16 protein-coding genes are annotated in these 19,892 nt (G+C 67.2%); 4 read left to right on the top strand and 12 right to left on the bottom strand.

The window, feature by feature from the left end; translation table 11 throughout:
• The first annotated feature begins 254 nt into the window (after positions 1 to 254).
• Together VFW04_05340 and VFW04_05335 are read left to right on the top strand one after the other, a co-directional pair.
• Positions 255 to 1,787, top strand: a complete 1,533-nt coding sequence (locus VFW04_05340) for a sigma-54 dependent transcriptional regulator (GenBank protein HEX5178729.1) — start codon at positions 255 to 257, stop codon at positions 1,785 to 1,787.
• Entirely contained in the window at positions 1,784 to 2,962 is a 1,179-nt protein-coding gene (locus VFW04_05335) for a HAMP domain-containing sensor histidine kinase (GenBank protein HEX5178728.1), read from the top strand. The genes VFW04_05340 and VFW04_05335 overlap by 4 nt, the downstream gene beginning before the upstream one ends.
• 15 nt (positions 2,963 to 2,977) lie before the next feature.
• Here VFW04_05335 and VFW04_05330 read toward each other — a convergent pair whose 3' ends face one another.
• Positions 2,978 to 4,753 (bottom strand): AAA family ATPase, encoded by a 1,776-nt coding sequence (locus VFW04_05330; GenBank protein HEX5178727.1) that lies wholly within the window; start codon positions 4,751 to 4,753, stop codon positions 2,978 to 2,980.
• A gap of 191 nt (positions 4,754 to 4,944) precedes the next feature.
• On the bottom strand, positions 4,945 to 6,231 hold the full coding sequence (locus VFW04_05325; protein ID HEX5178726.1) for a VWA domain-containing protein: 1,287 nt from the start codon (positions 6,229 to 6,231) through the stop codon (positions 4,945 to 4,947).
• A gap of 188 nt (positions 6,232 to 6,419) precedes the next feature.
• On the opposite strand from VFW04_05325, the gene VFW04_05320 reads away from it, so the two are divergent.
• Positions 6,420 to 7,655, top strand: coding sequence for an MFS transporter (locus tag VFW04_05320; protein ID HEX5178725.1), 1,236 nt, complete (start codon positions 6,420 to 6,422; stop codon positions 7,653 to 7,655).
• A gap of 7 nt (positions 7,656 to 7,662) precedes the next feature.
• Here VFW04_05320 and VFW04_05315 read toward each other — a convergent pair whose 3' ends face one another.
• The 4 genes from VFW04_05315 to VFW04_05300 are packed head-to-tail and all read right to left on the bottom strand — an operon-like array spanning position 7,663 to position 12,546.
• Positions 7,663 to 8,295 (bottom strand): cytidylate kinase-like family protein, encoded by a 633-nt coding sequence (locus VFW04_05315; protein ID HEX5178724.1) that lies wholly within the window; start codon positions 8,293 to 8,295, stop codon positions 7,663 to 7,665.
• Positions 8,296 to 8,317: 22 nt separating this feature from the next.
• On the bottom strand, positions 8,318 to 8,860 hold the full coding sequence (locus VFW04_05310) for a GNAT family N-acetyltransferase (protein ID HEX5178723.1): 543 nt from the start codon (positions 8,858 to 8,860) through the stop codon (positions 8,318 to 8,320).
• Positions 8,857 to 10,392: a magnesium chelatase gene (locus tag VFW04_05305; GenBank protein HEX5178722.1), complete on the bottom strand. Its 1,536-nt coding sequence runs from the start codon at positions 10,390 to 10,392 to the stop codon at positions 8,857 to 8,859. Before VFW04_05305 ends, VFW04_05310 begins: the two co-directional genes overlap by 4 nt.
• 57 nt (positions 10,393 to 10,449) lie before the next feature.
• Positions 10,450 to 12,546, bottom strand: coding sequence for a molybdopterin oxidoreductase family protein (locus VFW04_05300; protein ID HEX5178721.1), 2,097 nt, complete (start codon positions 12,544 to 12,546; stop codon positions 10,450 to 10,452).
• 395 nt (positions 12,547 to 12,941) lie between these two features.
• Between VFW04_05300 and VFW04_05295 the strand changes: the two genes are divergently transcribed.
• On the top strand, positions 12,942 to 13,148 hold the full coding sequence (locus VFW04_05295) for a hypothetical protein (GenBank protein ID HEX5178720.1): 207 nt from the start codon (positions 12,942 to 12,944) through the stop codon (positions 13,146 to 13,148).
• A 92-nt stretch (positions 13,149 to 13,240) separates the two neighbouring features.
• Here the strand turns inward: VFW04_05295 and VFW04_05290 are convergent, their stop codons facing one another.
• From VFW04_05290 to VFW04_05265, 6 genes are all read right to left on the bottom strand, one after another.
• The gene (locus tag VFW04_05290) at positions 13,241 to 14,338 is read right to left on the bottom strand and encodes a glycine cleavage T C-terminal barrel domain-containing protein (GenBank protein HEX5178719.1); all 1,098 of its coding nucleotides are present in this window, start codon (positions 14,336 to 14,338) and stop codon (positions 13,241 to 13,243) included.
• 104 nt (positions 14,339 to 14,442) lie between these two features.
• Complete coding sequence (locus VFW04_05285) at positions 14,443 to 15,780, bottom strand: heterodisulfide reductase-related iron-sulfur binding cluster (GenBank protein HEX5178718.1); 1,338 nt, start codon at positions 15,778 to 15,780, stop codon at positions 14,443 to 14,445.
• Positions 15,773 to 16,939 (bottom strand): FAD-binding oxidoreductase, encoded by a 1,167-nt coding sequence (locus VFW04_05280; protein HEX5178717.1) that lies wholly within the window; start codon positions 16,937 to 16,939, stop codon positions 15,773 to 15,775. Before VFW04_05280 ends, VFW04_05285 begins: the two co-directional genes overlap by 8 nt.
• Complete coding sequence (locus tag VFW04_05275; protein HEX5178716.1) at positions 16,903 to 18,333, bottom strand: FAD-linked oxidase C-terminal domain-containing protein; 1,431 nt, start codon at positions 18,331 to 18,333, stop codon at positions 16,903 to 16,905. The genes VFW04_05280 and VFW04_05275 overlap by 37 nt, the downstream gene beginning before the upstream one ends.
• Positions 18,334 to 18,549: 216 nt before the next feature.
• Positions 18,550 to 19,443 (bottom strand): RNA polymerase sigma factor RpoD/SigA, encoded by an 894-nt coding sequence (locus VFW04_05270; protein HEX5178715.1) that lies wholly within the window; start codon positions 19,441 to 19,443, stop codon positions 18,550 to 18,552.
• 255 nt (positions 19,444 to 19,698) lie between these two features.
• Positions 19,699 to 19,875, bottom strand: coding sequence for a hypothetical protein (locus VFW04_05265; GenBank protein HEX5178714.1), 177 nt, complete (start codon positions 19,873 to 19,875; stop codon positions 19,699 to 19,701).
• Positions 19,876 to 19,892: the final 17 nt, after the last annotated feature.

Here is a 19,892-nt window from a genome sequence, read left to right as displayed (position 1 = left end):
CTATTTAATCGACAACACGTTGTCCTGCGTCCAAGCCGCCTATGGCGACGCAGGTTTCGCCGAAGAGGCGTGCTTCCGGGCCAAGGATCACTTAGCTTGTGTCCGCCTCGGTGACGTTTGGTCGTTTCGTGTGATCTACATCATGTGGAACGCCGACAACAGCCATGTAGTGTTTCGATTACAGGCGATGTTGCCCATGACCAACGGAGCTGCGCTGGTCAAGGACCGGCTCGAAGCCAAGAGGAGACTATCGAATGTCGATGCCGTTCGTTGAAGAGCCGGAAAGCCTGCCAGCACCGGTGCAGGCTCCTGAAGCCGCTTCCCGTGACCCACTATCAATTCCCGCCGAGGTAAAGGCAAGCATACGAATTCTGGTCGTCGACGACGACCGCACGCTGCGAGAAGGCTGCGCGAGTGTGCTGCAACTCGATGGCTACAATGTGACATTCGTTGGTCGCGGCGATGAGGCGCTCGAAATGGTACGGCGCCGCAAGTTCGACATCGTGCTCGTGGATCTCTATCTCACGCCGGTGTCGGGCATCGACATCCTCAAGGCGACACTCGAGACGCACCGCGATACGATTGTGGTGGTGATGACGGGCAATCCCAGTGTGACATCGAGCATCGAAGCGTTGCGCGCAGGCGCCTGGGATTATCTGCCCAAGCCGTTCTCGGCGACGCACCTGCAAGTGCTCGTCGGTCGTGCGTCGCATGCTGTGATGGTGGCGCGAGAGACCAATGACTTGCGATTACAACTTGTACAGCAGAGCGGAAACAGCGACAAGATCACGCTGCTGGGAGTGTCGCCAGCGTTTCGCCGCGCCGTGGAGCTCGCGAGAAAGGTTGCGTCGACCGACGCGTCGGTGATGATTACTGGGGAGAGCGGAACGGGAAAAGAAGTGATCGCTCAATTCATTCACCACCATAGTCGGCGTGCGAGTCGGAAGCTGGTGCCGATCAACTGCGCGGCGCTGCCGGAGCCGTTGCTCGAGAGCGAGATGTTCGGGCATCGAAAGGGTGCCTTCACCGGCGCGGATCGAGACAAGCCAGGCCTCCTCGAGACGGCGAATGGCGGCACGCTGTTCCTCGATGAGCTGACGGAGATGTCGCACCCGATTCAGGCGAAGCTGCTGCGCGTGCTCCAGGACGGCGTGGTTCGTCGGGTAGGCAGTGAACAGCAGGACGCGGTGGTCGACGTCAGATTCATCTCGGCGACCAACCGCGATCCGCAGGATGCCGTGGGCAAGGGAGTGCTGCGCGAAGACCTGTTCTACCGGCTTCGCGTCGTGCCGATCAAGCTGCCTCCGTTGCGTCAGCGATTGGAAGACATCCCGTTGCTCGCCAATCACTTCCTGGCGCACTACTGGGCCCGTCATCGCCTGCCGGGAGACCCGCAGCCCAAGCTGACGGACGGGGCGTTCGACTTCTTGCGATCGCGGCCTTGGCGGGGCAACGTGCGAGAGTTACAAAATGTGATCGAACACGTTGCGGTATTAAGTGAGCCAGGACAGCCGATCCAACCGTCAGATATACCAGTGTATGATGACGGTCCGGCTCCGGCAGCGAAGAGTGCGTTGCCGATGTCGATGATGGACGAGCCGTACCATGCGGCGAAGGACCGATTGATCGCAGAGTTCGAGAAGGAATACCTAACGCGCCTTTCGGCGCGGGCGGGCGGAAACATGTCTCGCGCCGCACGACTCGCGAACATCGACCGCACGACCCTGTATCGTCTGATGGAGAAGCACAACGTGCGGCGTGACGAGCTGACTGGTTCAGGCGAGTGAGGTCGCGCGCCCCGCGCGCGACCGCGACGGCGCGCGAGCCTGAGCGCGTCGAGCGTTCATCGGGTGGCAGCGGCGCAATGCGCGCCGTGCCACCCGTCGTCACCCTTGCCGTACCGGATTTGCGGATTGCGAAGGCGCTGCGCGAGGCGCTGCGCCGAGCCGCCGATCGGGTGGCCGCTGCACCCGCGGCCGTCGAGCAGGGGACGCATGCGGACGATCTGCGCTTCCAGCTCGAGGCATTGCAGGCTGCGATCTCACAAGCCGCTGCGGGCGAGACGCCATTGCTCGAGCGTGCGGCGCCGGCGGTGCCGGTCCAGAAAGTCCTCAATCTGCTGCGCGCGTCGTTAGTCGCCGAGCTCTCGAGTGTGCGGGAAAGCGTTCCGGCGGGTGACATCATCTCGCTCATGAGCGCGATCGAGGACGTGCAACTGGCCCTCGACCGCGACGAGGCGCACCGGTTCGCGTCGCGACTGTCGGGTGCGGGTGGTCTCGAGCTGATCGTCGAAGTGGCGCACGATCTCCGATCGCCGCTGGCGTCTATACTCTTTCTTGCCGAGACCCTTCGAAAAGCGCAAAGCGGTGTCGTGAATCCCGTGCAGGAGCGTCAGCTCGGTCTGATTTACAGCGCGGCATTCGGACTGAGCGCCATGGCAAGCGATGTGATCGAGCTGGCGCGGGGCGGCGATCGCCTGGTGGACACGGCGCTGGTGCCGTTTTCGGTGGCCGATCTCATGCGCTCTGTACGCGACATCGTGCTTCCGATGGCGGAGGAAAAGGGCCTTACGGTGCGGCTCACCACGCCGGACGCGGATTTTCGGTTAGGCCATCCGGGGGCGTTGAACCGCGTGCTGCTCAATCTCACGACGAACGCGCTCAAGTTCACGAGCGAAGGCCACGTCGAGCTCACGGCCAAGCAGCTGTCGCGGACGCGCCTTGCGTTCTCGGTGCAGGACACGGGACGGGGGATACCGCCCGAAGTGATGAGCTGTCTCTTCGAGACGTTCCGGAGGCGGCGGAACGCGGGCGAGTATACGTTCTCGAGCGCCGGCCTGGGGCTGTCGATTTGCCGCAAGCTCGTCGCCGCAATGGGCGGTGCGCTGCAGGTGGATACCGGCGCCGCGGCGGGGACGCGCTTCAGCTTCGAGCTGGATCTGGCGATCGCGCCGCGCCTCTGAGCGCGGCGCCTTTCGTTAGGCGATAGCGCGCGGCGTCACGCCGTGCTCCGCCGCAATTTCGTGCACCTCGGGCGCGGTCAGGATGTCGCGCTCGAGCAGCGCCGCCGCGAGTGCGTCCACGGCCTGCTGGTGCTCCCGAACAATCGACTCGGCGCGGCGCGCCTGCGCCGCAATCAGCGTGCGCACCGCGCGATCGACCTCGCCTTGCAATTGCGCGCTCGGCGGACCGCTCGGCGACGACGGATCGGCGCTGATGAGTCCGACCTCGTCGCTCATGCCGAACTCCGCCACCATGCGGCGTGCAATCGTGGTCGCTTGCACCAGATCCGCGCCGGCACCGGTGGTGACCGCGTCGGGGCCAAGGAACACGAGCTCGGCCGCGCGTCCGCCGAGTGCTTTGGCAATGACGCCCTCGAGATACGAGCGGGGATGCACGTGGCGGTCCGATTCGGGCGCGAAGTGGGCGGCGCCGAGTGAGCGGCCGCGCGGCTCGATGGTCACCTTGTGCAATCGATCGTCCGGACAGGCGACCAGTCCGACTACCGCGTGTCCGGCCTCGTGGATGGCGATGAGACGACGCTCGGTCTCGGCAACGATGACGCCGGATCGCACACGACCGAGCAGCACCTTGTCCCGTGCCTGCTCGATGTGCGCGTTGGTGATGCGGTCACTGTCGTGCTGGACCGCGATGATCGCCGCTTCGTTGAGCAGGTTGGCGAGGTCGGCGCCCGAATGCCCAACGGTAAGTTGTGCGAGGCGCTCGAGATTCACGTCCGGATCCAAGGGACGGCCCGACGCGTGAAGGCGAAGGATTTCGGCGCGATCGGTGGTCGTAGGCAGCGGTACCTCGACGACTCGATCGAAGCGTCCCGGCCGGCGCACTGCCGGATCGAGCATGTCCTCGCGGTTCGTCGCGGCCATCCAGACGATGCCGTCGTTGGCTTCCATGCCGTCCATCTCGACGAGGAGCTGATTGAGCGTGACTTCCTCTTCGCCGGATCGGTTAGGCCTGCCGCGGCGGCCGCCGAGGGAGTCGAATTCGTCGATGAAGATGATGCACGGCGCCTGTTCGCGGGCGCGCTTGGCCAGCTGCCGCACGCGTCGCGAGCCCACGCCAACGTAGACCTCGTTGAAGTCGGAACCGGCGGCGACGATGACCGGGCATCCGGCCTCGCCGGCTACCGCACGGGCGAGCAGCGTCTTGCCGGTGCCCGGCGGGCCCACGAGAAGCACGCCGCGCGGGCAGCGTGCTCCGAGGGCGTGATATCGATCGGGATTCGCCAGGTACGCGACGACGTCGGAGAGGTCGGCGCGCGCTTCACGCGCTCCGCCGACATCAGCCAGCGTGAGATGCCGTGACGGCGGCGTGGCGACGAACCGCGCCGAGGCCGTGATGCCGCGCTGGCGGACGACGACGTACAGCAAGACGCCGACGATGACCGTGAGGCTCAGAATCTGAATCAGCAGCTGAACACCGGCCGAGGAGCCGAGGGCATCCACAGTGACACGGACGCCACTGGTACTCCATTGCTGCAGGTCGGAGAGCGTTACGGCGCGCGCGGGGACGTTCGCCTGGATGACCGTTTGGTTTCGACCGGCGATCGTCTTGGGCGCATTCAAGGTGGCGATCAAGCGCGCGCCGCCATCGTCGAGGCGCAGCTCCTTTACCTGATGGCCTGCGAGCGCTTGGGCGAGCTCGGAAAACGGGACGGTTGGCGCTGGTGGTTGTGCGGGGTGGAGCAGGCGAAAGGCCACCAGCGCGAGAATGAGCGACGCGCCGACGGCGGCCACGATCGGCCATGGTCCGGAGATGTGCGGGCGTCGATTGCGACCGGGGCGGCGAAAGTTGCGGATCTGGTTCCGGCGGCTGGGTCGCGGAGTTTTTTCTCGAGGCTGGGCGGGCACGTGGCGTCTGCCAAATGGAGTCTGGCGAGAGGACGCGGCGATGCCCGCGATGTAACGCGTTGGGCGTACGACGGTAGTCAGGACACTTTGCGGGTCTTTCTCCGGAGGAAGTCCATCAAGATGAACTGACCCAGGGTCATCGTGTTGGTGAAGTACGCCTTGCCGCGGCTGATGGCGGCAACACGCTTCACGAACTCGACGAGGGCGCGGTCGCGGGCCAGCATGAACGTGTTGATCATGATGCCGCAGCGACGGCAGTCGGCGACTTCGCGCAGGGTCTGGGCCGCGACGAGGGCGTCCAGTCCCATCGAGTTCTTGTAGATGGTGCCGTTAGGCATCGTGAGTGCGCTCGGCTTGCCGTCGGTGATCATGACGATCTGGCGCATGTCTTTCTTTTGCGAGACGAGAATGCGGCGTGCGAGCTTGAGGCCCTCGGCGGTGTTGGTGTGATACGGGCCGACCTGCGCGTGCGCGAGTCGGGCGAGCGGAATTTCCTCGGCGGAATCGTGGAACAGGACCACGCGGAGGGTGTCGCCGGGGAACTGCGTGCGGATGAGGTGCGTGAGCGCGAGCGCGACTTTCTTGGCGGGCGTGAATCGGTCTTCGCCGTAGAGGATCATCGAGTGCGACGTATCGAGCATGAGTACAGTAGCACACGATGAGCGGTATTCGGCTTGGCGAACCATGAGGTCCGAGTAATCGAGGTCGATGGGAACGTCGAGATTGCCGTTGCGAATGAGTGCATTCTGCAGCGTGGCGTTGACATCGAGGTTCATCGTGTCGCCGAACTCGTAGGTGCGGCTCGAGGCATCGGCCTCGATGCCGGTGGCGAGATAGGGCGTGTCGTGGCTGCCGAAGCTCGACTTGCCCAACGAACCGAGAAGGCTGCGCAGCGTCTTGAAGCCGAGGAAGTCGATGCCCTTTTCGGTGAGCTGGAACTGGACGTCGCGGGCTGCGGCGCGCGCGAGTCCGCCAGGGCCGGTGACTTCCTGGTGTCCGGCGGGCATCTGCGGCGGCGCCTCGAGATTCAGATAGCCTTCCTGCACCAGCCGCTGGATGATGTCGTCGAGCAGTTTGGCGAGCTTGGCCGTGCTTTCGCCGTCGTCGTCGGCGTCGCCTCGCAGCGCGTCGAGCATCTCCGGTGTAAACTGTCCGCTGTCCATCAACGCATTGAGAATCGCCTCACGCAGCGCTTCCATGGAGCGGTCGGCGTCGCCGCCGAACTCGCCCCAGTATGGATGCTGCATCTTGCCGCCGGCGAATCCCGATTGAAGCAGGAAATCAGCGAGCTTGTCGAGGAGCGATTGCAGGTCGATGGCATCTGCCATCTCGGGGCTGAACTTCGAATACGTGTGCGACCGCATGCAGCCACCTTGCCATCCGTTGGACCAAAGATCAAGCATCACGCGCGGCGAGAGGGTGCGCGGCGACGCCGCGTGATGCGCCTCCGTCTATATCTAACACTTCCTTCGTCGTTCGCGTTTCAGTGGCGCTTTCTCCCCCTTCAATGGAACAACGCGGGCGGTCGGTAACGCCGTCCAGTGTCGCGCCGGTGCCCCGGTATCGGAATCCGATTCGGGTGCTGATGGTGCATCGGAATTTCCGGCTCTTCTGGTTGGGACAGACGGGCTCCGTCATCGGCACATGGATGGAGTCGGTGGCGCGCGGCTGGTTGGCGCTGCAGCTGACGAACAGCGCGTTCATGGTGGGGGTGGTGTCGGCGGCGGGGTCGCTGCCGGTGTTGTTGCTCACGTTGTACGCCGGCGTGGTGGTGGACCGGCACGCGAAGCTGCGGATGGTGAAGATCACGCAGGCATTGTTGATGGTGCAGGCGGGCATCTTGTGGTGGTTCGACTGGTCGGGGCACATCACGGTGGCGTGGCTCGCGTTGTTGTCGCTGGTCGCGGGCGCGATCAGCGCGTTCGACATTCCGGCGCGCCAGTCGTTGATGATCGAGCTCGTGGGGCGTGAAGACGTCGTCGATGCGATCGCGCTGAACTCGAGCGGGTTCAACGTGGCGCGGGTAATCGGGCCGGCGGTAGCGGCGGTGGTGATCGACCGGTTAGGCCTGGCGTGGTGCTTCGCGATCAACTCGGTGAGCTTTCTGCTCGTGCTGGTGGGCCTGTCGATGATTCGCCTAACGGCGGCGGCGGCCCGGGCAGCGGACGTGTCGAGCGGACAGGCGGGCTCGTCGATGGCGGGATTGATCGAGGGGCTGCGGTTCATGGCGCGCACGAAACCGGTGGCGATGCTCATGATGCTGGTGGCCGTCTACTCGGTGTTCGGGATTCCGTTTCTCGTCTTGATGCCGGTGTTTGCGCAGGACGTGCTGCACGGGAGCGCGCGGACCTACGGGACGCTGTTGGCGGCGGTGGGCATCGGCGCGGTGTTGGGCGCGCTGTCGCTGGCGATGATGGGGCATCGCGCGCGGCGCGGGCACTGGCTCGCGTATGCGTCGATCTCGTTCTGCGTGTTTCTGTTTCTGTTCTCGTTCACGCGGACGTTGTGGCTGTCGGTGCCGCTGCTCGCTCTGGTGGGATTCGCGATGATCCAGAACAACGCGCTCTGCAACGGTCTCTTGCAGACGTTGTCGCCCGATCATTTGCGCGGCCGGGTGATGGCGGCATACGCGTTCGTGTTCGTCGGCATGGGACCGATCGGTTCGCTGCTGGCGGGATCGGTGGCCGAGGTGGCTGGAACGCCGGTGGCGGTGGGGGGCGGCGCGGTGGCGCTGCTGCTGTTTGCGGCCTGGGTGTTGTGGGTGCGGCCGGAAGTGAAGCGCCTCTGACGTGCCGTTAGGCGGAGGCGGCGAACTTCTCGCGCGCCAGGCGGACGACGATGTCGGCTGCGCCGTCGATGCCGAGCCAATCGGTGTTGAGGCAGATGTGGTAGTTTTCGTGGGCGCGCCACGAGCGCTTCCAGTAGGTGCGCACGTATTGCTCGCGCTGGCGGTTGGTTTCGTCGACGATTTTTTCGGCGTCTCTGTCGCTGATGGCGAGGCGGCGTGCCGCGCGGGCGACGAGCGCCGGTCGCGGCGCGTAGCAGAAGACGTGGAGCACGTCCTGGCGCGCGGCGAGCACGGACTGGGCGCCGCGACCGACGAGGACGGAGTGGCCGCGGCTCGCGGCTTCGATGATGATGCGTTCAGTGACTTCGATGAGGCGCTCTTCGCTGGGGGGCAGCGCGGCGTCGGCGGGGCCCGGGAGTATTTCGGGCGCGCCCAGCGCGAGGGTGGCGGCGAGGCGTTGGGCGAGGGACGGCACGCGCTCCTCGCGCGCTTCGACTTCGGCCGGCGGCGTGCCTAGCCGAGCGGCGACTTCGTCGACGAACGCGTTGTCGAGCAGCTGCCAGCCGAGCTCGTGCGCGATGCGCTCGGCCACCTCCGAGCCGCCGGAGCCGTACAAACGCGACACCGTGATGATGGCCATGGCTGGAGCGGGTGGTCCGAGGTTAGGCGAGGCGCCTGACGCGCAGGTGCTCGACGATGCGGAAGCCGAGGGCGTCCCAGGCCGCGTTGGCGACGGCGTTGTCTGACGCGTTGTGCAGGCGGAGCTCGGTCAGGCCGCGCGACTCACACCACTGGATGGCGGCCGCGAGCAGCGCGCGCAGCACGCCGCGCCGGCGCGCGCGGGGGACGACGTACACCGACGAGATGTAGCCGTGCGTCGCCGGAAACAGGAGCGGCAGGCCGCCGGTTTGAATGCAGCGCAGGATGCCGCTCACCTCGCCATCCACTTCGCCGAGGAAGATCACTTCATCGGGCGAGCGGAGTTGGGCAGCGAAGAGCCGGCGGGCACGGTCGGGCGCGTCGGGGCGGAGGCGCTCGTAGATGGGATTGTCGCCGTGCTCGCGCAGCAGCGCGAGCCTGAGCTCGACGATGAGCGGCAAATCCGCCATGTGCGCGGGGCGTACGGTGATGCCGTCGCTCGCTTCGCGACGGCTCGCGCGCGCGTGGCGGGCGGAGGCCGGCGACGGCGACGGGCGCTCGATCACGTCATCATTCCGCCGCCGAAGAGATCCTGATTCGGGCGGCGGCGCTCCGGCGGTTGGGCGCGCGTGTAGTGCCCCGAGGCGGAGCGCGACAATTTCTTGCGTGCGACGAGCGCTTCCAGCGTCAGCTCGCAGGCGGCGGCGGTGATGGCGTCGTCGCCCTGCGTGGCCAAGCCGGTGTCGCGGACGAGCTCGACGATGCTGGGCACGCGCTCGAAGGCGCGCACCATGGCCGAGGCGCCGAGGTCTTCGCCTAACTGAAGCGCGTTGCCGCGGTCGAACCACATCACGATGTCGTCGGTGTTCACGCCGCCGGCGCGCGACTGGAAGGCCGCGTCAGCGGCGCGGCGAATGAGCTCGTCGGCGATCGCGTGTCCGCCGACCAATTCGCCCTCGTATTCGAGCTCCATCTTGCCGGTGATGGCCGGGAGCGCGGCGTAGATATCGGTGATGCGCGGCACCACCTCGCACTCGCCCATCTCGATGGCGCGCCGTTCTGCGTTAGACACCGCGTTCTCGAGCACGGTGATCGGCATGCGCTGCGAGACGCCCGAGCGCTTGTCGATGCGCTTGTCGCTGCGCGCCTCGAACGCAACGCGCTCGATCACCTCGGCCACGAAGTCGGGGACGCGCACCGCGAGGCCACCGCGCTTGGTCCATGCTTCCTGCTTCGTGATCGCCATGCCCAGCTCGACGTCCTCGGGATAGTGCGTGAGGATCTCGCTGCCGATGCGGTCCTTGAGCGGCGTGATGATCTTGCCCCGCGCCGTGTAGTCCTCGGGGTTGGCGGTGAAGCACAACAGCACATCGAGCTGGAGGCGGACCGGATATCCTTTGATCTGGACGTCGCCTTCCTGCATGATGTTGAACAGACCGACCTGAATTTTCCCTGCGAGATCGGGCAACTCGTTGAGCGCGAAAATTCCGCGGTTGGCGCGGGGGAGCATGCCGTAGTGGATCGTGAGCTCGTCGGACAGCACGTGGCCGCCGCGCGCCGCTTTGATGGGATCGACATCGCCGATGATGTCGGCGATGGTCACGTCCGGCGTCGCGAGCTTCTCGACGAAGCGTTCGTCGCGTCCGACCCACGCGATCGGCGTGTCATCGCCCTGCTCGGCGATGAGCGCGCGCGCGTACTTGGAGATGGGCGCGAACGGATTGTCGTTCACCTCGCTGCCGGCGACGATCGGCATTTCGTCATCGAGCAAGGTGGCGAGCGACCGGAGTATGCGGGACTTCGCCTGACCGCGCAGTCCGAGCAAAATGAAGTTGTGTCGTGAGAGCAGCGCGTTGACGATTTGGGGCACGACGGTTTCGTCGTAGCCGAGTACGCCAGTGAAGATGGGTGCGTGCGATGTCAGGCGGTGGAGCAAGTTGTCGCGCACTTCTTCCTTGACGGAGCGCGCGACGGGGTGGGACGATGCATAAGTGGAGCGCTTGAGTGCGCCCAGCGTTTTGGGATGAGACGACACGACCTTCTCCATGCCTTCGGGAACGAGCGACGAGAGCGGCGCCGTGGAAGGCGGCGCTGCCATCGTGCAGCGTACACGCCGAACAGCCCCTGCCGCCAGGGGTGGGGCGTCGCGAACGTGTCAATCCGCCGGGGTCACCTCGACGAGGTTATCGTAAAACACAGGACCGTGGCCGAGGTCGGTCTCGCGCTGCGACGTCGTGTGGTTCGCGTTGCGTCCGTCGGCGGCGAACTTGCCCCACCAGATCGACGGCGCCCAGACGGCGCCTTCGCGCACGCTGTCTTCGACGCGCGCGACGGCGAGAAATTCGCCGCGATCGTTGTGCACGAGGACGCGCGAGCCGGGCACGATGGCGCGCGGCGCGGCGTCGGCGGGGTGGATGACTAACTCGGGCTCGCGCGCGGCGCGGCGCAACACGTCGATGTTCACGAACGTGCTGTTGAGGAACTGGTGCGCGGGCGACGAGATGAGCGTGAGTGGGTAGCGCCCGGCGAGCTCCGGCGCACGCTCGACGGATTCGTACGGCGGGGTGTAGGTCGGCAGCGGGTCGAGGCCCATCTCGGCGAGGCGCTCGGAGTAGAACTCGCACCGGCCGCTCGGCGTGGGGAAGCCGCCCTGCGCGAACGGCAGATACGGGCGCGGCACCGAGAGGCGCATCCATCCGCGCTCGACTAACGCATCGAAGGTCACGCCCTCGAGGTTGCGCCCGCCGCCGTCGAGCGCCTGGCGGATGAGCGTCTGGTCGTCGTCGCGAAGGACGGGATGGTCGAGTCCCATGCGCGCGGCGATGCGGCGGAAGATCTCGCTGTTAGGCTTTGCCTCTCCGACCGGCGCGATGGACGGCCGATTCAGCGCGACGTAGTGATGGCCGTACGCGAGGTGCAGGTCCCAGTGCTCGAGCTGCGTGGTGGCCGGCAGCACGATGTCGGCCCAATCCGCCGTATCGGTCTGGAAGTGCTCGAGCACGACCGTAAAGAGATCGCGTCGCGCGAGACCTTCGAGCACGGCGCTGCGATCGGGCGCCACCGCGGCCGGATTCGAGTTGTACACGACGAGGGCGCGCACGGGCGGCCCGCCCACGCCGGCATCGGGGCGCGTCAGCGCTTCGCCTAACCGGATCATGTTGATGGTGCGCACCGGCGGCGAGAGATCCGGGCGCTCGACGGCCGCGCGGTCGAACGTGAAGTTGGCGCTGGTCGAGAGCTGCACGCCGCCGCCGGGCCGGCGCCAGTGCCCGGTGATTGCCGGTAGGCACGCGATGGTGCGCACGGCCATGCCGCCGCCGCCGTGGCGCTGCAACCCGTAGTTGACGCGGATGAACGCTGCGCGCGCGCGTCCGTACCGTTGGGCGAGATCGACGATCGACGACTGCGGGATGCGCGTGATGCGCGCGACGCGATCCGGCGGGTACTCGGCGGCGCGCGCGCGGAGTTGGGCTTCGCCGAGGGTATATCGCTCCATGTAGTCGCGATCGACGCGCTCCTCGGCGAACAGCACGTGCATCATGCCGAGCGCGAGCGCCGCATCGGTGCCCGGTCGAATGGGAATCCATTCGTCGCACTGCTGGGCCGTTCGGGTGCGCAACGGATCGATGGCGATGATCGGTGTACCGTGCTGCCGCGCCTCGAGCACGAACGGCCACAGATGCGGATTCGAGGTGAGTGTGTTCGTGCCCCAGAGCAGCACCAGGTCACTTTCGGGAATCCCTTCGGCATCCGCGCCGATGTTTGCGCCGACGGTCATGCGCATGCCGACCGTTCCCGCCATGGAGCAGATCGTGCGATCCAGTTTCGACGCGCCCAGCAGATGGAAGAACCGGCGATCCATGGAGGCGCCTTGGACGAGACCCATCGTGCCGGCGTACGAGTAGGGCAGGATCGACTGCGGTCCATCGGTGGACCGCGCGATTTCCGTTAGGCGGGCGGCTATTTCGTCGAGCGCGTCATCCCACGTGATCGGCTCGAACTGTCCGCGTCCTTTCGGGCCGACCCGACGCAGCGGCTGCGTAAGGCGGTCGGGGTGATACGTACGCTCCACGTATCGGTTGACCTTGGCGCAGAGAAATCCTTGCGTGAAGGGATGTGTGGGGTCGCCGGCGACGCGCACGGCGCGTCCGTGTTCAACGGTGACGAGCATTGCGCACGTGTCCGGACAATCGTGCGGGCACGCGCCGCGCACGACGTGCGCGTCGGAAGGCAGTGTGATGGGAGCGGTCACGACATCACGCGTGGATGGTGCGCGGGTGGAATACTCTGCAACATGTCGATTGCCTGCGTCGGGAGCCAGCGTCCGGGGCGAATTGCCGTGCGCGAGACCGCGTGCCGGTCACGACGCGGGCAAGCGTTTGAGATGCTTAATGTTAAATCGGTAACGAATCGGCGCCGTGGCCCACGACGTGCAGCGATTAAGCGCCCAGTCGAGTGGCGTATCCCGCGGCTCGGCCGCGTGCGCGAAATGGGGGCGCTACGCACGCTGGACGCGGGGTGCGTCACTCGGCTAACCTTGACAGGCCGATCGCATGGAGTAGAATAACTGCCGCTCGTTCCTTGCATTGCAGCGCGCGTGCACGGACGAAGGTTGATCAGCCACTGGCCCCCACAAGGAGACTGTAAATGAAGCGCCTTGCCGTCCTCGCTGCTGCTGCGCTCGTGCTTGCAGCGTGCAAAGCGAAGGAAAACGCGCCCGCTACGTCGTCGGATACCACCGCAGCTCCTGCGATGGCACCGGCGCCAGCTCCTGCCGCGACGGATACCGGCATGAAGCATGACACGGGCTCGATGAAGATGGACACGACCAAGAAGGACACGACGAAGCACTAAGGAACGCGCGCTCGCAACGTGCGAGGATGCGCAACGAAAGCGGGGACGCGACTCATGGTCGCGTCCCCGCTTTTGCATTGCGCACGGCATCATCAATCGAGCGGGAACGGCAGCGCGAACAATTCGGCCTGCACTTCGGCGTGCGGGTCTGGAGACGCGGGCGGCGGCGACTGCACTCGCAGCGTGGCGCCCGGAGCGACTTCGCGGCGCACCATTGCTAACGCAATGGCGCCGAGCCGCGGCGACAGGGCGCTGGTGCGCACATCGCCCACTTGTTTGCCCGCCTCGTCGAGCAGCGCGGCGTGTTCGGGCGGCGGCTCGTGGTGTCCACATCGAATGCCGCGCAAGTGCCGGTTGACGTGGCCGCGAAAGTGTACGCGGGCGACGACTTCCTGCCCAACGTAGCATCCCTTGGTGTACGAGATGGCGTGGAGCTCGTCGAGGTTTGCTTCCTGCGGAATCGTGGATTCGTCGATGTCGAGGCCCCATTCGGGGCGTCCGGCCTCGACGCGCGCGATTTCCCATGCGAGCAATCCCGCGGGGATAGCGCCGGCGACCAGGGCGCGCTGCCAGAGTCCGGCGTACGCGCTTTGCGGCACGAACACCTCGTAGCCTTCGAGCTCGAGGTCCGGCACGCGCGCGACGTCGACGGACGTCTCGGCGTCGAGGAGCGCTCGCGCGTGCGCGTACGGCCCGAGCGACGCGAGGACGTCTCCCGTTAGGCCGGTGATTTCCGAGACGATGCGCCGCGATTGCAGGCCGAACACGCCGAGGTCGCGGATCCCGCTCGATTCGTCGCGGTAGGGCGCGAGGCGCGGATTGACGTACTTGCGCACGAGCGCCAACCAGCCGGCATGCGCGCGAGGCGGCGTATCGATGAGCAGGTGCTCATCGAAGCGGAAGATCCGGACGTCGGCGACGATTTTGCCTTTCGGGTTGAGCGCGGCCGCGTACTGTCCGTGGCCGGGCTGCAGCGCGATGACATCGTTCGTCACGAGCCCGGTGACGAGCTCCGGCGCTTTGTCGCCCGCGATGCGCACGCGTCCGCGCGCACTCCGGTCGACGAGCATGGCCGATGTGCGGAGAGCGGCATATTCGCCGGCGATGTGTCCGTAGTGCATGACTACGGAGTGGCCGCCGACGTCGCCGACGGAAGGGAACGTCCCTGTGACGATGGATCCTGCGGTCATGCGACGAGAACGAGTCCGCGTAGGTGGAGCGCCGTCTGCGGCGACCCGGCTCTGCGGATCCAAGCACCGGACGTGCGGGGTCCGACCTGCAACATATTGCTAACCTAACGGTCCGCCGCCGCCGCGCCATGGGCGGCGGCGTAGGATGTGTCGAGGAGCTCGACGGGGTGGACGGTGCGCGCCGGGATACCCGCGCGCATCAACCCGGCGCCGATGTGCATGATACAGCCAGGGTTGCCGGTTGCGACGAGTGACGCGTTAGTGTGTGCGATTTCCGCGAGCTTGGGCGCGAGCACGTCCTGCGCGAGCTGCGGTTGCACGAGACTGTAAATGCCGGCGCTGCCGCAGCATTGGTCGGCATTGGGGAGCGGTAAGACCTCGAGGCCAGGCACCGCGGCGAGCACGGCGAGCGGTTCGCGGGCAAGGTGTTGTCCGTGGAGCGAATGACACGGTGCATCGTAGGCGACGCGTCGCGGCAGCGCGGCGCCCGGTGCGGGGCCCGCGGCAGCGAGCAGCTCGCTCACGTCGCGAGCGCGGGCGGCAACGGCGGCGGCACGGGCGGACCATTCGCCGTCTCCGGCGAGCAGGTGACCGTACTCTTTGATCATCAGGCCGCATCCCGATGCGTTGACGGCGATGTATGCAGCGCCGGTCTGCTCGAAGGCGGCGATGTTGCGGCGGGCGAGGGTGCGCGCGCCGGCGAGGTCGCCGGCGTGCGCGTGGAGCGCGCCGCAGCATCGCTGCGCGGGAGCGGAGACGATGCGGTATCCGTTGGTCTCGAGCACGCGCGCGGTGGCGCGGTTCACGTGCGCGAAGAGGCCGCGCATGACGCAGCCTTCGAGGAGTGCGACCGTGCCACGTTCGGGCGTGGGTGGCGGGCTGTACGCTCGGCTTGGGAGCGGCGGCGTGCTGGCGGCGAGCATGGCGAAGGCGAAACCGGCGCGGCCGGGGAGGCGCGCGAGGAGCGCGGCGATTCCCGTTAGGCGGAGCGCACGGGCGCCGGCGAGCGCGGCGGCGAGCAGGCGCGGCCGGGCGAAGACGGCGAGCACGAAGCGGGCGATGGGAGGCGGCGGCTCGATGGCGTTGAGCGTCGCGCGCGCGGCCTCGAGGATGTGACCGTAGGGCACGCCGGATGGGCATGCGGTTTCGCAGCCGCGACAACCGAGGCAGCGGTCGAGGTGGGTGCGGACGTCGGGGTCGTCGAGCGGCAGGGTGCCTTCGGCGAGCGAGCGCGCGAGCAGGATGCGGCCGCGCGGGGAGTCGTTTTCGTCGCCTAACGCCAGGTACGTGGGACAGGCCTGCAGGCAGAAGCCGCAGTGGACGCAGGTCATGATGCCGGGGACGGCGGCGGCGAGGGGCGTGCCGTCGCAGGGAAGCGGCCGGGCGGCGGGCGCGGGTGCCGCGATGGTCGCACCCGGTCGGGTGGGGGCCTGATCAGGCATCGGGGGCGGCGAGGCCGGCATTGAGAATTCCCGCGGGGTCGAACGCGGCGCGGACGCGGGCCGCGAGCTCTTCGTTAGGCATCGGCGCGAGTTCGCCGGTCCACAGCGGTGCGGGCGCGCGCTCGGCGATCAGCGTGCAGCGGCCGGCGGCGGCACGGGCGATGGCTTCGGCATCGGCGGCGGGCGGCAGGATGACACGCACGATGCCGCGCGAGGGCGTGGCGTGGCGCCAGGCATCTGGCATCGAGGCGGCGCGCCAGGTTTCGCCGATGCGGTCGGGGAGGTGCGAGAGGCGGAGCACGGTGCTGCCGGGCGGTTCGACGGTGCGGAGGCGGTGCCAGATGTCGTCCGGCGCCGGGGCGGCGGCGCCGAGCGTGCGCAGCGCGTCGCGCTGCGCGCGCATCGCCGCCGCCGCGCCGGCGAGGCGCACGAGCAGGACTGCTCGTGCGCCTAACCCAAGCGCGGAGGCCAACGGGCCGTCCAGGAGCTCGAGCGCGATCGGCGCCAGCGCCGCGGTGCGCGCCGCCCGACAGGCGGCGTCGACGGCGCGATCGTCGGCGAGCGGCGCCAGCCAGGTCTCGTCGTGCTCCGGCCGCGCCCTGAGCCTCACGGTGACCTCGGTGATCACGCCGAGGGTGCCCCACGAGCCGGTAAAGAGGCGGGTGAGGTCGAAGCCGGCCACGTTCTTCACGACGCGGCCGCCGGTGCGCACGACCGCGCCGTCGCCGGTGACGACCTCCAGGCCTAACGCAGCGTCGCGCGGCGTGCCGAAGGCGTGGGCGAGCGGGCCCGCGGAGGCGGTGGCGATCGTGGCGCCGATGGTGCCGTCCTCCGTGCCGAAGGGATCGAGGGCCAACCACTGGCCGTGCTCGCCGGCGACGGCCGCGACGTCGGCCAGCGTCGTTCCGGCGCGCGCGGTGAGCGTGAGGTCGCCCGGCGTGTAGGCGACGATGCCGGCGAGCGCGTCTAACGCAAGCGGCGTCGCGGAGCGAGCCGGGGGGCCGGCATCGAGCCAGTGTCCGCGCCCAACGATGCGGAGCGGCGTCGCGCGCGCGGCGGCCTCCGTGACGGCAGCCGCGACGTCCTGCGTCGTCTGCGCACGCACGGCCTGGGCAGCCGGCGTCATACGCGCCCGCGGGCCGCCGGCGCCGCCAGCCATTCGCGACACGCGTGCACGGGCACGACCTTGCCCGGGTTCGCGCGCCGCTCGGGATCGAACACCGTGCGCAGACGACACTGCGCGTCCAGTGATGCGGGCGAGAAGATGAGCGGCATGTACTCGAGCTTGTCGAGTCCAACGCCGTGTTCGCCGGTGATCGTACCGCCGGCGTCGACGCAGGCGCGCATGATCTCGCGCATTGCGTGGTGGACGCGGTCCGTCGCGTCGGCGTCGTTCGGATCGAATGCGATGTTCGGGTGAAGGTTGCCGTCGCCGGCGTGAAAGACGTTGCACACCCGGATATTCCATCGCGCGGCGATCTCGTGGACGGTGCGCAGCACATCGGGCAGTCGCGTGCGCGGAATGACCGCGTCCTGCACGACGAGCGCCGGTGCGACGCGTCCCATTGCGCCGAAGGCTTTCTTGCGGCCCTGCCAGAGACGCGCGCGTTCGGCCTCGTCGCGTGCAATGCGTACGGTGCGCGCGCCGGCGTCCGTACACATTGCTTTCACGCGGTGGACTTCATCATCGATGCCTGCCTCGAGACCATCGAGCTCGATGAGCAGCACGGCTTCGGCGTCGGCGGGATAGCCGGCGGCGTAAATGGAGTCTTCGACGGCGCGAATCGTCGGGCCGTCCATCATTTCAATGGCGGCGGGAAGAATGCCGCTGGCGATCACGGCGGAGGTCGCGCGGGCGCCCGCTTCGATCGACATGAAGTCAGCGAGCATGGTGCGTACGGCTTGCGGGTCAGGCACGAGGCGCACGGTGACATCGAGCGCGATGCCGAAGCATCCCTCCGAGCCGACGAACGCGCCGAGGAGGTCGTAGCCGGGCGTCTCGCCCTCGGCGCTGCCTAACGTGGTGATGTCGCCGTTGGGCAGCAGCACGGTGACGGCGACGACGTGGTTCAGCGTGACGCCGTATTTGAGGCAGTGCGGACCGCCGGAGTTCTCGGCGACGTTGCCGCCGATCGTGCACGCCGACTGGCTGGACGGGTCCGGCGCGTAGTGCAGGCCGTGCGGCGCGGCGGCGCGCGTGAGCGACACGTTGACGGCGCCGGGCTCGACTACGGCGAGACGATTGACCGGGTCGACCGAGATGATGCGTGTGAGGCGATTGAGGCCAATGATCACCGCATCGTGCTGGGCGAGCGCTCCCGCGGAGAGGCCGGTGCCCGCGCCGCGCGGCACGAACGCGACCTGCTCGCGCGCGAGCAATCGCACGACATCGATGACCTGCTGCCGGGTCGACGGGAGAACGGCCAGCGACGGCGGCAAACGATACGTCGGCAGGCCGTCGGCGCTGAACGGGAGCAACTCGGACGCGCGGGAGAGCACGCCGCGCGGCCCGACGATGGCGCGGAGCGCGTCGGTGAGCTCGGCGCGCGTCATGACAGGGCGCGGACGCGGCGGGCGAAGCGCATGTGTAGACCAGCGGCGTGTCCGGAGGGCCGGGCAGTGCCGGGGCAGGTCACGATCGGCAGCGGGAGCAACGGCAGGATGCGCTCGTCCACAGGGAGAATGTAGGACGCGCGGGGGGTGAAAACCAGACGGCGCGGCCCGTGGTGGGCCGCGCCGCGTTCCGTTAGGCGGTGGTTGCGGGTGTGCTCAGGCGGCGTTCCAAAATCCCGCGAGCGCGGCGCCATCGGGCGATTCGCGGAGCTTTTCGAACGCGCGCTCGCGGATCTGGCGGATGCGCTCCCGGGTGACTCCCATGAGCGCGCCGATCTTCTCGAGCGTCATGGCTTCGGAGCCTTCCTCGAGGCCGTAGTAGAGATAGAGAATCTTCCGCTCGCGCGGCGTGAGGTATTTGCGGAACGCGCGGTCGATGAACTCGCGCATCAACTTGAAGTCGGTGGTGTCTTCGATCTCGATGCCGTCCACGCCGACGAAGCGTTCGCCTAACGTTGCTGCCTCGCGGTCGCTGCGGTCGATGGGCGCATCGAGCGACACTTCCGTGGCCGACATCTGTCGCGCGGCGCGGACCGTCTCGGGCGTCTCCTCGATCAAACGGCTGATCTCGTCGTCGGTGGGGTCGCGCTTGAGGACCTGCGCGAGCACCGTTTCGGCGCGAGCGAGCTTGATGAGCTGCGAGTTTTGATTGAGGGGAATGCGGACGGAGCGGGTTTGCTCGGCGAGGGCTTTGAGGACGGCTTGTCGGACCCACCAGACGGCGTACGAAATGAATTTCACGCCCTGGTCCGGGTCGAACTTCTTGACGGCTTTGAGCAGCCCTTCGTTGCCGATCGCCACCAGCTCGCTGAGATCCAGACCGTGCCCCTGGTATTTCTTGACGTACGAAATGACGAATCGAAGGTTGGCGGTCACGAGGCGTTCGGCGGCGTGCTCATCACCTTTTTGAGCGCGTCGTGCGAGGCGTCGTTCTTCTTCGGGTTCGGTTATGAGGGGTAGCTTCTGGATGTCCTGTAGATACTGATCGAATGCGGTGGAGGGAGAAGAGCGGAAGAACCCTTTGGACCTGCTCTCGGCCACATGCTCCATACTCGCCCCGTTCCTTTCGTAAAAGGGTGGACGAACCGGACAGCCTTGCGCGCTCGAAATCGCCAGGGGAGCGCACGATAATGTGAGCCCCCGGTTAGGTCAACAGTCACGAAAATCGCAGCGAGAGAGGTCGTTGTGTCTTTATGGGCTAATTGCATTGGGGCACAACGATTTGCGACTCCCATGCGTTTTTGCGCGACCGCGGGGACCCGATGGAACAGCGAACCTCGCGCGATGCATCGGGCCAGCGGCGCGTCACGGGTTGTCGATTCGCTGGCGGCGGGCACGTCGCCAGATCGACAATGCGGCGCGAACGACGACGAGGGCGACCGCGATGGCGATCCACAGCGGCGGGACATCGAGGAGGTACGCGGCGAAGGCGAGACCGACGATGCAAACGACGACGGCGAGCACGAAAATGCGCGGTGCCACGCTGTGACTCCTCGATC

It is taken from the genome of Gemmatimonadaceae bacterium (assembly GCA_036273715.1).
Taxonomy (GTDB): domain Bacteria; phylum Gemmatimonadota; class Gemmatimonadetes; order Gemmatimonadales; family Gemmatimonadaceae; genus JADGGM01.
The sequence above is the reverse complement of the archived record's forward strand: the minus strand, read 5'-3'. Positions and strand labels throughout refer to the sequence as shown.